Below are 12353 nucleotides of genomic sequence, written 5' to 3' on the forward strand. Positions count from 1 at the left end.
AGAATGGTGCGATCCGACCCGCAGGCCCGGCTGCTGACCTCAGTCCCGGCAGTCGGTCCGATCGTGGCGCTGACCTATGCCAGCGCTATCGACGACCCGGGACGGTTCACATCATCAAAGCGAGTTGGGGCGCATTTCGGGCTGACCCCGAAGAAGTACCAATCCGGCGAGATCGACTACACTGGCCGGATCAGCAAGATTGGCGATGCCGCCGTACGCACGGCGCTCTACGAGGCCGCCCACATCATGTTGATCAAACCGGTCAAAGGCTGTTCGGCTCTGAAGAGCTGGGCGATGCGGATCGCTAAGCGCGCCGGCATGAGCAAGGCCAAGGTAGCGCTGGCGCGCAGACTCGCAGTCATCATGCATCGCATGCTGGTCGATGGAACGCCTTTCAACGCCGCTGCGGCGGCCTAACAGGAGCAACGCACCGTTTTCGGGCAGGCCACGACACCAGGTCCACCCGAAGCGAAGTCCCATCGCCGGGACGACGGATTAGGTCAGGCCGCACGCTTCGCAGTGGCATCACGACCACGCGGTTTAGATTTGGCCGGCCTCTTCCTCTTCTAACCCCATCAGGTGGCGGCCTTGCGTCGACCCCGTACAGAAGCGAGACCCCGGCGAGTGGACAACGCAAAAAGGGATTGACTGATCGAGGCCCGTTACAGAAGCGAAGCGTAACCCACCACTTCGCTCCGCGGAGATGCGGCGGTGGGTTAAGCCTCCGGCTAACCCACCCTACGCATCGAAACAAAAAAGGGTGGGCGCGTTGCCCACCCTTTTTCTTTGTCGCGAAACGCGAGCGGCGGCTAGCCGGCTGCCATCGGCTGCTTCTCGATCCTGTTGTGCAGCTGCCAGAACCGCACCGTGCGCTGCGCGGTCTCCAACGACAGCCGCCGGTAATCGCGGTGCGCGATCTCGAGCGTCGCATGGTCGATGGCATGCGGCAGCGGCCGTTTGCGCAGGATGGTTTCGACCGTCGGCCAGTTGAGCCGGGCCGAGCGGCACGGGATCAGGAGCAGGTCGGAACGGAGGCCGAGCATCAGGCGTTCAATCATCGCGATCGGCATGTCGTTGAGCACGGCGAGCGCGACCGTGACCTCGTCGAATTTGCCGTCCTCGGCGAATTTGTAGACGGCCGCATCGTCGAGCTCGTTGAGCTGCTTCATCAGCTTGACCAGCTCTTCGGCAATACCGTAGTTGCGGCGCGGGGCGGCTGCCTCTTCCTGCGCGATGTCGTTCAGCACCTGGCTGATCTCCTCGCGCGCCCGGGGCGATGCGATCGCGAGCAGGCGGGCGCGCACGGTTTCCTTGGCGCGTTGCAGCAGTTCGCGCAGCAGCTTGGCCGGAATGTCGATGCGCAACCCGAGGATCTCGACCAGCTCGTCGTCACCTTCGGCGCGGGCGACGATGCTGGAGTAGCCATTGTCGGAGAACTGCGCGCCGGCGTTCTTGGCAAGTCGCCGGATCACCTTGTCCTCGCCGCGATCGATGATCACGTCGGTAACCGAGGCGGGCAGGTTTTCCCGCGCCGAGATCGCGAACAGATGATCCTGGCCCTTGGTGCTGGCGATCTCGCGCAGTGCGGCGTTCGAGAGGCGGCTGGAGTGGGTCAGGACCTCGCCTGCGACGCCAATGTCGTCGTCCCAGGCGAGGTGCTGAATCACCTCAAACGGCGCATAGTCGAGCGGCGCAAGCCGCTTGCTGAGCTCGGCCCGCGCACGCGTCTCGACGCGCGCGACGAGCAGGCAGAGCACGTCGTCAAATACCTTGACCTGTTCATCGTTGAGGCGGTCGCCGTCGTTCAGGAACAGATCGGTGACCTGCCGCAGCGTTTGCACGCGCTTGGCAGACGTCCCGTCCCGGACCGCATCCTCGAGTTCGGCAATAATCGATTGTGACGCCTGTTGCGCCATCGATGGGCGACCTTGTTTTTGTTGAATGACACCTGTCCGCGCACCATGCAGGGCGCGGTCTTACGCCTGCGTTAAGTTGGAACCCGGTGCAAATACGGGGTGCGCAGCATCCTTAACGGGGCGCGACCGGACATGATTCAATTTGCGCTTTGGGCGCGATGACAGGTTTGGCCGGTGCTTTTAAGAGATTGTTTAGGACGATCCGCGCCGCGCGACGGCGAAGATGTCGATCGACGCGGCGCGCCCGCGCAACTGCGTCGAGCCGAGCGGCTCGATGACGAAATCCCGATCCGGAGGAAGCAGGCGAAGCAGCTCTCCCGATATCAGCAGCGGCCGGCCGGCCTCCTTGCAATGCGCCTGCAGCCGTGCCGTGACGTTCACAGTGTCGCCGAAATAGGCAATCTGCCGCCGCGAGACCCCGCATTCGCTGACCACGACCGGACCGGCGTGCATTCCGGCCCGAAACGTCGGCACCACGCCGAACTCCTTGCGATAGTGATCGGCCCGCTTGGCAAGACGGTCCTCGATCGCGAACACGCAGTCGAGATAACCGCGCGACGGCTGGCTGGCGCTGGCCGGCCAGGTCACGATGACCTCGTCGCCGACATAGGCGTGAACCTCGCCGCCATGCGCCACGATCGGCTCGTCGATATCGCAGAAGAAGCGGGTCAACAGTTCCTGCACGCGCAGCTCGCCCATCGTCTCCGCCAGCGTCGTCGAGCCGACCAGGTCGAGGAACAGCAGCACGCGTTCCTCGCGCACCGGCTGGCGGTAGCGTCCGAGCACGATGCCGAGAAGCGTATGCCCGCCGATCATCCGGACCAGCTCGTAGATCGTCGTGATCGGGATCGACAGCAGCAGCCCGACACCAATGATCTTGAAGAACGTTTCGCGAATCCACTTGGCCTCGAGCCCGTGCCCGTAAAGCATGACCTCCAGCACAATCGCGGCTACCGCAACGATGACGGCGAGGATCACGGAGCGGACGATCAGTTCGACGATGAGCGGCTGCCGCCGCAGCCAGCCGCCGCGTGCGGCCAGATAGAGGTGTGCCGCCCAGACGATCAGGGTGAGGGCGGCGCCGTCGAGGGCGCTGCGCACATAGTTCGCGACGGAGGCTTCATTCAGTTCATCGAAGGCATAGCGAAACAGCCCACCGACAAGCAGGCCGAACACGGCCAGAACGATCACAGGCGTCACGGCGCGCCGCATGGTTTCTCCACAGCCATGAAATATCCTGCGCAGATCGGGAAGACCAGCCGCGGTGTGACCGATATGAACGGGATGGGCAGCAGCCGCACTAACATATGGTCCGACCATTGGATTGATCGGAAGAGGAAGACGGCATGAAATCGGCTCTCATGACAGGCGGGCGCAGGCGCGGGACCCTGGTTGCGGCTGCTTTGATCATCGCCACCTCATCGGCCTGGGCGGGCGATCAGGGCGATCCCGAACAATCCTGCGACGGCAGCACCTACCAGATGGTCGAGTGCCTCAAGGCCAAGACCGCGCAGTGGGACAAGCGGATGAACGTTGCCTATCAACAGGCGCTGAAGGATGCCGCCGGCGACAAGCAGCGCGACCAGCTGCGCACCGCGCAACGGCTGTGGATCCAGTACCGCGACGCCAACTGCCTGTATTACGACCTCGGCGAGGGCACCGTCGCCCGGCTCGATGCCGGCGAATGCATGCGCAGCATGACGGAGACCCGCGCCAAGGAACTGGAGAATCTCGGCCATCAGTGAGCCATCTTCCGGAGTCAGGACCGCTGTCATGACTGACGGAAAGAGCCAGGACGAACTGACCCAACTTGCGGAGGAGGCTCTGCGCGCCCAGCCCGGCTGCGAGACCGCGCGCGTGCCGGCGGTCGCCGCGCTGCCCGACGCGCAGACCGGCCGCAACTGGGAGATACCCAATGTTGTGCTCGGCGACAGCCTGATCAGCGACGTCGATCGCGCGGTGCTGTCGGTGCATCGCCGGCTCGGCCGCAAGTTTCACCTTGTATGATCCAGTCTGATCTCGGTGCGTCTCAGCCTGCCTGCGCCTGACGTGGCGCAGCCCGTGCAGCCATGCTGATCATCCTGAGCGCGAATACAGCCGCGAGTGGCACGAGGAACAGCGCGTAGGGCGGCATTTCGGGAATCCGCTTGCCGAACGAGACGGCGAACTGAAGCAGCAGATAGTAGCCGCCGATGAGATGCAGTCTGCGCCAGGCGCGCTGGCCCAGCATCGCAGCCGTGCGATCGAACGAGGTCGCGGTCAGCGCGATGATCACGAGATAGCCGATGCCGCCGAAGATGTAGGAGACAACCGAAGTTGCGGCTGCGAAGCCCAGCGGATCGCGTATCGCGAATGCGGTGATTGCGACCGCATGGATGGCGTGCGAGGCCGCGAAGGTGACGCCCAGATAGCGGCGGTTGCGGCGCTGCCAGTGCGTCCAGGCGTTCGGCCAGAGCCGCGCCAGCGCCGCGGCGGAGAAGGCGAGGCAGAAGAACAGCAGCGAGGTCCGTGCCGTGAAGCGGATCACCATCCGCACGCCCTCGACCTCGAACTGCCGCATCGCCGCGATCCAGATCGAAAGCCCGATCAGGGTCAATGTGAGCAGGCCGAACAGCCGCCAGCCCTCGAACCAGTTTCGACGCGTCGCCATGACCTGCCTCCCGATGTTGATGTAATCGCCAGTTACATCTTGCGATCGGGCGCGGTCAATTCGTGTAATCGGTGCTTACATTCACAAGCGAGTGATGCTAGAGCGTGCGTCATGCGCCGTCCCGCCAAGACATCCGACAAGAGCCCGCCTGCCGGACGCCGGTCCGCGAAGCCGCGTCCCGCGCGGGCGCCGGCGGCGAAGCCGTACCACCACGGCGACCTCCGCCGGGTCCTGATCGATGCCGCCATGCAGCTGGTCGGAGAGGGCGGGCCGGACGCGGTCAGCGTGCGCGAGGCCGCGCGCCGCGCCGGGGTCTCGCCGGGCGCGCCGTTCCGGCATTTCCCGAGCCGGGATGCCCTGATGAATGCGGTGGCTGAGGAGGCGCAGCGCCGCTTCGGCGCCGAGATCGAGGCGGCGCTGGCCGATGCACCATCAGGCGATCCGCTCGGCCGCTTCCGCTGCCTCGGGATCGCCTATCTGCGCTGGGCCATGAAGAACCCGACCCATTTCGAGATCATCTCCAGCCGCCGGTTCTTCGACCACGACCGCTCGGCCGGGGTGTCCAGCGACAATGCGGAGTTGATCGGCCTGACCGAGCGCACGCTGGCGGAGGCATTTTCGGCCGGTCAGCTCGGGACGAGTGACCTGAAGCAGGTCCAGATCGCCGGCCGTGCGCTGGTCTATGGATTTGCGCGGATGCACATCGACGGCCATCTGCCGCGCTGGGGCGTCACTGAGGCGGAGGCCGAGCAGATGGCCGCTGATATCGTCGACCTGTTCATTGCGGGCATCGCAGGGCGTGTGGCGCCTGCGGCCAAAGCCTAGGGCGCGCCGCGCCGGCCCGGCGTGCTCCGGGCGGGCAAATTCATTGCGCGTTCATGACGATTCAATTACGATTTTATGACACGGCGCAGACACCGGCTGTGCGGTGTGCCTCCTGGCCATTGCCAGTCAAGGCCGTGGCATTGCGCCGGGTTGTACTGCGTCCCGCCCATGGCGCCCGCGCCTCAGCAAAACTCCTCGGTTGCCGCGCTGGCCGGCGGTCTCGTCGCGATCGGCATCTGGCGGTTGATGGCGGTCGCCGCACCGCATCTCGGCGCGCTGATCCTGATGCTGCGGACCGAGACCGATTTCGGCTCGCGGCTGTGCTTCCTGCTCACCTGGGGAATCCTGAACTTCCTGTTCATCGCGCTGCTGCGCCGGCCGGCATTGTCGGGTGCGCTGTCGCTGACGCTGGTCGTGGTGCTGGTGCTGCTGTCGCGCTTCAAGCACGACGTGGTGCAGATGACCGCGAACTTCGTCGACCTGATGGTGATCGATCGCGACACCGCGGCGTTCCTGCTCACGATCTTTCCGAACCTGCGCTGGTCGATCATCGGCGCCGGCCTCGTCACGCTGCCCTTGATGTATGCGCTGTGGTGGCTCGACCCGTTCCGGATCCGCCGCCTGCCGGCCGCGGCCGCTTGCCTGGCCTGTACCGCCGCGCTCTCGGGCTATGCGTTCGCCTGGCCGGATGAAGCCTGGCGCGGCTATTACGACGACGGCTATCTCTCGAAATTCGCGCGCTCCGGCGTGACCGCGGTATCAGACTTCGTTGCCTATGGCTTCATGGAGGCGGATCCGAGCGCGAGCGATCAGCTCAAGATGCCGCAGGTCGACGCCTGTCATCCCGCTGGGCGGCGGCCGAACATCATCATGATCCATGATGAATCGAGCTTCGACATCCGCGCTGCTTCCGGCGTCAAGGTTCCGCCGGGCTATGGCAGCCAGTTCAAGTCCTACGACGGTGTCGAACGCAAATTCCTCGCCGAGAGCAATGGCGGGCCGAGCTGGTTCACCGAGTACAACGTGCTTGCGGGTTTGTCTTCGCGCTCGTTCGGCCGGTTCGCCTATTTCGTCACCCGGATCGCATCGGGCCGGGTCGCGCGCGGCCTGCCGCTGGCGCTGCGCCGCTGCGGCTACGATACGCTGTCGCTCTATCCGGCGTTCGGTGCCTTCATGAGCGCGCGCAACTTCCAGACCACGACCGGCATCCAGCAATTCTACGACGCGCATGATCTGCATGCGAAGGACGTCGAGCCCGACAGCTTCTTCTACGACAAGGCGTTGAAGCTGATGGCCGAGCAGAAGGCATCAGGCACGCCGCTGTTCACCTTCGTCTATCTCGCCGCCAATCATTTCCCGTGGGAGACGAAATTCCGTCCCGAGCTGTTGCCGTCGTGGAAGCGGCCGGGCAATACACCGTCGGTCGATGAATATCTGCGCCGGCAGACCATGAGCGCCAACGACTATGCCGGCTTCGTCGTGGCGCTGAAGAAGAGGTTTCCCGCGCAGCCGTTCCTGATCGTGCGCTACGGCGATCATCAGCCGGAGTTCTCGCCGCAGCTGCTCGACCCCGATCTCGACGAGGCCGGCATCGGCAAGAAGCTGATGGACTACGATCCGCGCTACTACGCGACCTACTACGCGATCGATGCGGTCAACTTCGATCCGGTGAAGAGCCCGACCGTGATGAACACGATCGACGCGGCCTATCTGCCGCTGGTGATTCAGGAGGCCGCCGGTATTCCGCTCGATCCGTCGTTCGAGGAGCAGAAGGCCATCATGCTTCGCTGCAACGGTGCGTTCTATTCCTGCAAGGACGGCGCAGAGGCGCGCCGCTTCAATCGGCTGTTGATCGACGCGGGGATCATCAAGGGACTCTGAGGCGCCGTCATTGCGAGGAGCGCAGCGACGAAGCAATCCATCTCTCCTCGTATGCAAAGAGGTGGATTGCTTCGCTTCGCTCGCAATGACGGTGAGAGATTATCTGATCCCGATCTTCTCCCACAGCCAGCGCGCGACGGCATCGGGCGACGATGATGCATCGTTGCCCGACGCGCGCAGGTTCGCCTCGCGCATCTCGGCGATGTCGATCCTGCCGAGCAGCGGCCGCAGCGCCGCCTTGAGGGCCTCGTCGTCGCGCCGCTTCGGCGACAGCAGCACGATCGCGTCATAGGGCGGGATCGCGTGCCTGTCGTCCACGAGCGCAACCAGGTCGTATTTCGCGATCAACCCGTCGCTGGTGTAGCCCGCGATGACGTCGACCTCGCCGGAGGCGACCGCGGCATACATGAAGTCCGGCTGCATCTGGCGCTGGGCGCGGAATGTCAGCCCATAGGCCTTCTGGATACCGGCCCATTCCGGACGCGAGAAGAATTCATAGTCGCCAGCGATCGACATGGTCGCGGCGCGCGAGCCGAGGTCGGCGACGGAATGGATGCCGAGCTCATCGGCGCGCTTTCTCGGCATCACCAGCGCATAGGCATTCTCGAAGCCGAGCTCGCCGAACAGCGTGATGTTTTGCTTCGCCAGCGTCGTCTTCAGCTCGCCGAGCAGCTCGGCGCGGGGCCTGATGTCGGTGTGGTGGAACTGGTTGGCCCACAGCGTGCCGGAATAGTCGACATAGACGTCGATATCGCCCGATGCAAGCGCGTCGAAGATCACGTTGGAGCCGAGGCCTGCCCTGGTCGTGGCCGACAGTTCGGCCGCTTGCAGCCGCTGCGCGATCAATGCCGACAGCACATATTGCTCGGTGAACGTCTTGGCCCCGACCACATAGCGCGCATGCGGCCGCGCGATCGAGGGCACCAGCGTCGCCGCGATCAGGGCGGCAATGCCGAGCCCGCCGAGCGCGGTCCGAGCCCGGCTGCGGTTGCGCAGGCCGTTCTCAATCAGCGCCAGCAACTGGTCGACGACAAGCGCGAGCACCGCGGCAGCAAAACAGCCGAACAGCACGAACACCCAGTTCTGGGTCTGCAATCCCGCGAAGATATAGTTGCCGAGGCTGGTCTGGCCGATCGGCGTCGACAGCGTCGCGGTGCCGATCACCCAGACCGCGGCGGTGCGGATCCCCGCCATCATCACCGGCAGCGCCAGCGGCAGCTCGACCATGGTGAGCGATTGCCGCGGCGTCATGCCGACGCCCTGGGCGGCCTCGAGCACCGCGGGATCGACGCCCGACAGCCCGGTGATGGTGTTGCGCAACACCGGCAGCATCGAATAGAGCGCGAGCGCCAGCACCGCGGGCAGGAAGCCGAAGGCGGAGAAGCTGAAACCGAGCCACGCCGCGGTCAACGCTGCGAGCGCCAGCAACAAAGGATAGAACAGCGCAAGCAATGCGAGACCGGGCACCGTCTGCACGATGCTGGCAAGCCCGAGCAGCGCTGTGCGCAGCACCGGCCGGTTGCGGGCGACGATCGCGAGCGGCAGGCTGATCAGGAGTCCGAGCGCCAGCGCTGACACGCTGACCCGCACATGACTGCCGAGATAATCCGGCAGATGTGAAAACGCCTCGCTCCAGCGTGGATCGGCTGATGGGCTCATGCCGCGCCGTCCCGCGGCAGCAATGCGCCGAGGCGTTCCGCCTGTCGCCGCGGCGTGCGCATGAGTTCGCCTACATAGGCATCGGTGCTGGCCGAGAGGTCCGCCGGCGTGCCCTGCGCCAGCAACCTGCCGCCGTGCATGACAGCGACACGATCGGCCAGCAGCAATGCCTCGGTCATATCGTGGGTGATCATGACCGTGGTCAGGCCGAGCTCGCGGTGCAGCGTGCGATAATCGTCGCCGAGCGCGTCACGGGTGAGCGGATCGAGCGCACCGAACGGCTCGTCCATCAGCACGATGCGCGGTTTCGCAGCCAGCGCACGCGCGACGCCGACGCGTTGGCGCTGGCCGCCGGAGAGCTCGTGCGGCAGACGGTCGCGATATTGTGAGCGGTCGAGCCGCACGAGGTCGAGCAATTCGTCGACCCGCGCCGAGATCTCCGCCTGCGGCCAGCCCAGCAGCTTCGGCGTGATGCCGATATTGCCGGCGACGGTGAGATGCGGAAACAGCCCGCCGCTCTGGAAGACATAGCCGATGCGGCGGCGCAGCAGGATCGGGTCGATCCGGCTGACATCTTCGCCCTCGACGGCGATCCGGCCGCGGTCGGCCTCGATCAGGCGGTTGGCGAGCCTGAGCAGCGTCGTCTTGCCCGAGCCCGAGCCACCGACAACGGCAAGGAATTCGCCTTCGGCCACGTCGAGCGAGACGTCATCGACCGCCACCACGCGACCATCGTCAAAACTCTTGCCGACATGCGCGTAGGCAATCAGCGGCGTTGCAGGCATTCTTGAGCCATTCCTGGGCGACCTCACGTCTCACCATCGTGAGCGACAGTGATAGCCCATAAAATGGACTTTGACTCGAGGTGCACGCGCCTGCATCACGCGGTTTCGCAGGCTGGGCACGCGAAGCGCGTCAGCCCCTTCCGGGGCTGTGAGCACACATCACACTTCGTTCTTGGGTACGTATTTGCCCATGATGCACTTGTAGCTCTGCAAGTGCCAGTCGTGATACGGGCCCTTGGCGAGCCAATCGGCGATGCCGATCTGGGCATTCACAGCGCAGGCGCCCATGGTGATGCCGGATTGGTCGCTGTTGGTGACGACCTTTTCCATGCAGAGCTGAGCATTGCAAAGGATGGCGACGAGCGTAACGAGCATGATGGTCTTTGTCCGTAGGATTGACCCGGTCTGAACCGAATCATGCACGGTTCATGCCATTATCAGCGGCTTTGGTGTCGCAACCGGCAAGACCGGGAAAGTACTGCTGAACGAATCACACGCTCGTCAGCGCGTAGCCGCACGCCCGCAGATACGCTATAGTTGCCGCCCAACTACGACGTGAGATCGGGGCGAGCGAGGAACGTTGCGCGGTCGGGGGCTGCATCGATGATGACGTTACCTGAGTTGGCGGCAGGCGCTTTGGAGAAGTTTCTCGCCACCCATGTCAGCCGCACCTTCGGAGCTTCGCAGGCGCGCTTCGGCGAGCTCTTGCCGGCTGCCGCGCGCATCGCGCTGGAATGCATCGGCAACAGCGATGCGCTCTACCACAATGTCGAGCATACGATGCTGGTCACGCTCGCGGGGCATGACATCATCCGCGGCCGCGCGCTGCACACCCACGTCACCGCGGAGGATTACACCCATACGATCATCGCCTGCCTGACGCATGACATCGGCTATGTGCGGGGTCTGCTGAAGGGCGATGGGCCGGATGGCTACATTGTCGATGCCTCCGGCAACAAGGTGGTGCTGCCGCGCGGCTCGTCGGATGCCGGCCTGATGCCGTATCATGTCGACCGCTCGAAGCTGTACGTGCTCGACAGGCTCGAGGCCGTGCTTCCGCTCGATCGCGAGCGCGTCGCGCGCAACATTGAGGGCACGCGGTTTCCGGCGCCCGAAGGCCAGCAATATGACGATGAGGCGGCGATCGTTCGTGCGGCCGATTTCATCGGGCAACTCGGCGATCCCAACTACATCAGGAAAGCCAACGCGCTCTATCACGAGTTCGAGGAAGTCGGCATCAACCGCCAGCTCGGTTATGAATCGCCGGCCGACATCGTCGATCGCTATCCGCAGTTCTACTGGAATATGGTCGCGCCGCACATCCAGGGTGCCATCAATTGCCTGAACATGACGGCGAGCGGTCGTCAGTGGATCGCGAATCTCTACAGCAACGTCTTCCGCGCCGAGCGCGAGGTGACCTTGTCCGGCCCGCAAATCTGACGCAAGACGTCAGCCCGCGGCCTTTCAGCACGGACTGTGCTGCGTTCCCCGCTCGTTTGCGGGGCCTCCACATTTCGGCCTGCTTCATCGTTGCACAGTCCGTGGAAATCAGCGACGTTGCGCCATGGACCTCCGGATTGACCGTGTTTTCGGCCGTTTCAGCATGATCTTCCGTTTCGCTCAATTGATTGCGGCTGCCATCGTCTGCTGGCCTGCGTTCGCAAGTGCCGCCGGTCCGGTCTATGACGTCGATCTGTACGCGTTGATGTCGGGTACCTGCCGCAACGTCACCGTCGCGGGCCGCAGCTATACGTGCAAGGCGGTGGCTTACTTCCATACCCTGCGCGGCCGGTCGGAGTTCACCGTGGTGCTCGACGATCCCGCCGACAAGAGCCATATCGTCTCGTTCTCCGGCGAGAGCACCGAGCGAACCCAGGATAATCTGTTCGAGCTCGCGGTCGACCGCATGTTGTTGAAGTCCAGCGACCGCCCGCGCGTCGACGGCCTGCCGGTGCCGCTGGTCGAGATGTCGACAGGCTCGTGCCGTCAGGTCGGCAGTTTCATCACGCGGCAGGTGTCCAGCATCACCTGCGCCGCCACCGACCAAAGCGGCAAGAAGTACGAGCTGAGCTTCGAGTCGGATGGCTCGCCGATGACGCTGCGCCGGTTGCGCCAATCGACGCTGCCGTCGGAGCGGCAGCGGGCGCGCCAGATCGCGCAGCTCGAATGCCGTCTCAAGGCGCGGGCCGCGCAGGTCCTGCCGCGGGACACGACGGCCTTCATGATCCGTTGTCTCGGCGAAGGCGACGGCAAGCCGGCCGACGAGCAGCGATAGCCGCGCGCGGCGGCGTTTCGGATCAAGCTTGAGGAGAACGCGATGCGCTTGAAACTCGTGTTGGTCGCCGCCGTCGGCGGTTGTCTCGCCGGACCCGCCGCCGCGCAAATGTACGATCCGAATTATCCGGTGTGCCTGGGAGTCTACGGCGGGAGGCTGACCCAGGAAGACATCGATTGCAGCTACACGTCGCTTCCGCAGTGCCAGGCAACAGCCTCGGGTCGCTCCGCGACGTGTTCGGTCAATCCGTTCTACAAAGGTCCGAAAACGCCGCCAAAGCAACGAGGGCAACGACAACGCCAGTCCGCCAACTAGCGCGCTCAGGCTTGCGTATGGTCGTCGTGTCGCCAGTGCGGTTGACT

At 64.5% G+C, this 12353-nt stretch carries 14 protein-coding genes; 8 read left to right on the forward strand and 6 right to left on the reverse strand.

Going from position 1 to position 12353, the window contains the following annotated elements:
• Positions 1-417 (forward strand): transposase (locus FNJ47_RS19255; RefSeq protein WP_163155808.1); only part of this gene is annotated, 417 nt, incomplete at its 5' end.
• Between the two features lie 392 nt (positions 418-809).
• Here the strand turns inward: FNJ47_RS19255 and FNJ47_RS19260 are convergent.
• Both FNJ47_RS19260 and FNJ47_RS19265 read right to left on the reverse strand, forming a co-directional pair.
• Positions 810-1916, reverse strand: a complete 1107-nt coding sequence (locus FNJ47_RS19260) for a DUF2336 domain-containing protein (protein WP_163155810.1) — start codon at positions 1914-1916, stop codon at positions 810-812.
• A gap of 192 nt (positions 1917-2108) precedes the next feature.
• Positions 2109-3128 (reverse strand): adenylate/guanylate cyclase domain-containing protein, encoded by a 1020-nt coding sequence (locus FNJ47_RS19265; protein WP_163155812.1) that lies wholly within the window; start codon positions 3126-3128, stop codon positions 2109-2111.
• A 134-nt stretch (positions 3129-3262) separates the two neighbouring features.
• Between FNJ47_RS19265 and FNJ47_RS19270 the strand changes: the two genes are divergently transcribed.
• Both FNJ47_RS19270 and FNJ47_RS19275 read left to right on the forward strand, forming a co-directional pair.
• Positions 3263-3661, forward strand: coding sequence for a lysozyme inhibitor LprI family protein (locus FNJ47_RS19270; protein ID WP_235999978.1), 399 nt, complete (start codon positions 3263-3265; stop codon positions 3659-3661).
• Positions 3662-3689: 28 nt separating this feature from the next.
• Positions 3690-3923, forward strand: coding sequence for a hypothetical protein (locus tag FNJ47_RS19275; RefSeq protein ID WP_163155814.1), 234 nt, complete (start codon positions 3690-3692; stop codon positions 3921-3923).
• A 22-nt stretch (positions 3924-3945) separates the two neighbouring features.
• Here FNJ47_RS19275 and FNJ47_RS19280 read toward each other — a convergent pair whose 3' ends face one another.
• The gene (locus FNJ47_RS19280) at positions 3946-4566 is read right to left on the reverse strand and encodes a hypothetical protein (RefSeq protein WP_163155816.1); all 621 of its coding nucleotides are present in this window, start codon (positions 4564-4566) and stop codon (positions 3946-3948) included.
• A gap of 111 nt (positions 4567-4677) precedes the next feature.
• On the opposite strand from FNJ47_RS19280, the gene FNJ47_RS19285 reads away from it, so the two are divergent.
• Together FNJ47_RS19285 and FNJ47_RS19290 are read left to right on the forward strand one after the other, a co-directional pair.
• A complete protein-coding gene (locus FNJ47_RS19285; protein WP_163155818.1) occupies positions 4678-5391 on the forward strand; it encodes a TetR/AcrR family transcriptional regulator in 714 nt (237 codons plus the stop codon).
• Positions 5392-5559: 168 nt separating this feature from the next.
• Positions 5560-7272, forward strand: coding sequence for a sulfatase-like hydrolase/transferase (locus FNJ47_RS19290; RefSeq protein WP_163155820.1), 1713 nt, complete (start codon positions 5560-5562; stop codon positions 7270-7272).
• Between the two features lie 99 nt (positions 7273-7371).
• Here the strand turns inward: FNJ47_RS19290 and FNJ47_RS19295 are convergent, their stop codons facing one another.
• The 3 genes from FNJ47_RS19295 to FNJ47_RS19305 all read right to left on the reverse strand — a co-directional run bounded on the left by FNJ47_RS19295 (position 7372) and on the right by FNJ47_RS19305 (position 10091).
• Positions 7372-8931: an ABC transporter permease/substrate-binding protein gene (locus FNJ47_RS19295; protein WP_163155822.1), complete on the reverse strand. Its 1560-nt coding sequence runs from the start codon at positions 8929-8931 to the stop codon at positions 7372-7374.
• Positions 8928-9716: an ATP-binding cassette domain-containing protein gene (locus FNJ47_RS19300; RefSeq protein WP_163155824.1), complete on the reverse strand. Its 789-nt coding sequence runs from the start codon at positions 9714-9716 to the stop codon at positions 8928-8930. Before FNJ47_RS19300 ends, FNJ47_RS19295 begins: the two co-directional genes overlap by 4 nt.
• A 159-nt stretch (positions 9717-9875) precedes the next feature.
• Positions 9876-10091, reverse strand: a complete 216-nt coding sequence (locus tag FNJ47_RS19305; protein ID WP_163155826.1) for a hypothetical protein — start codon at positions 10089-10091, stop codon at positions 9876-9878.
• A gap of 228 nt (positions 10092-10319) precedes the next feature.
• On the opposite strand from FNJ47_RS19305, the gene FNJ47_RS19310 reads away from it, so the two are divergent.
• The 3 genes from FNJ47_RS19310 to FNJ47_RS19320 all read left to right on the forward strand — a co-directional run bounded on the left by FNJ47_RS19310 (position 10320) and on the right by FNJ47_RS19320 (position 12306).
• Positions 10320-11156, forward strand: a complete 837-nt coding sequence (locus FNJ47_RS19310; protein WP_163155828.1) for a metal-dependent phosphohydrolase — start codon at positions 10320-10322, stop codon at positions 11154-11156.
• A gap of 124 nt (positions 11157-11280) precedes the next feature.
• The gene (locus FNJ47_RS19315) at positions 11281-11991 is read left to right on the forward strand and encodes a hypothetical protein (RefSeq protein ID WP_235999979.1); all 711 of its coding nucleotides are present in this window, start codon (positions 11281-11283) and stop codon (positions 11989-11991) included.
• 42 nt (positions 11992-12033) lie between these two features.
• Positions 12034-12306, forward strand: coding sequence for a DUF3551 domain-containing protein (locus tag FNJ47_RS19320; protein ID WP_163155830.1), 273 nt, complete (start codon positions 12034-12036; stop codon positions 12304-12306).
• Positions 12307-12353: the final 47 nt, after the last annotated feature.

The sequence above is a fragment of the Bradyrhizobium uaiense genome (genome assembly GCF_010811875.1).
Classification (GTDB): Bacteria; Pseudomonadota; Alphaproteobacteria; order Rhizobiales; family Xanthobacteraceae; genus Bradyrhizobium; species Bradyrhizobium uaiense.

Coding starts and splice junctions, on each gene's coding strand:
- FNJ47_RS19260 (WP_163155810.1), bottom strand. CDS start 1,916: ATGGCGCAACAGGCGTCACAATCGATTATTGCCGAACTCGAGGATGCG.
- FNJ47_RS19265 (WP_163155812.1), bottom strand. CDS start 3,128: ATGCGGCGCGCCGTGACGCCTGTGATCGTTCTGGCCGTGTTCGGCCTG.
- FNJ47_RS19270 (WP_235999978.1), top strand. CDS start 3,263: ATGAAATCGGCTCTCATGACAGGCGGGCGCAGGCGCGGGACCCTGGTT.
- FNJ47_RS19275 (WP_163155814.1), top strand. CDS start 3,690: ATGACTGACGGAAAGAGCCAGGACGAACTGACCCAACTTGCGGAGGAG.
- FNJ47_RS19280 (WP_163155816.1), bottom strand. CDS start 4,566: ATGGCGACGCGTCGAAACTGGTTCGAGGGCTGGCGGCTGTTCGGCCTG.
- FNJ47_RS19285 (WP_163155818.1), top strand. CDS start 4,678: ATGCGCCGTCCCGCCAAGACATCCGACAAGAGCCCGCCTGCCGGACGC.
- FNJ47_RS19290 (WP_163155820.1), top strand. CDS start 5,560: ATGGCGCCCGCGCCTCAGCAAAACTCCTCGGTTGCCGCGCTGGCCGGC.
- FNJ47_RS19295 (WP_163155822.1), bottom strand. CDS start 8,931: ATGAGCCCATCAGCCGATCCACGCTGGAGCGAGGCGTTTTCACATCTG.
- FNJ47_RS19300 (WP_163155824.1), bottom strand. CDS start 9,716: ATGCCTGCAACGCCGCTGATTGCCTACGCGCATGTCGGCAAGAGTTTT.
- FNJ47_RS19305 (WP_163155826.1), bottom strand. CDS start 10,091: ATGCTCGTTACGCTCGTCGCCATCCTTTGCAATGCTCAGCTCTGCATG.
- FNJ47_RS19310 (WP_163155828.1), top strand. CDS start 10,320: ATGATGACGTTACCTGAGTTGGCGGCAGGCGCTTTGGAGAAGTTTCTC.
- FNJ47_RS19315 (WP_235999979.1), top strand. CDS start 11,281: ATGGACCTCCGGATTGACCGTGTTTTCGGCCGTTTCAGCATGATCTTC.
- FNJ47_RS19320 (WP_163155830.1), top strand. CDS start 12,034: ATGCGCTTGAAACTCGTGTTGGTCGCCGCCGTCGGCGGTTGTCTCGCC.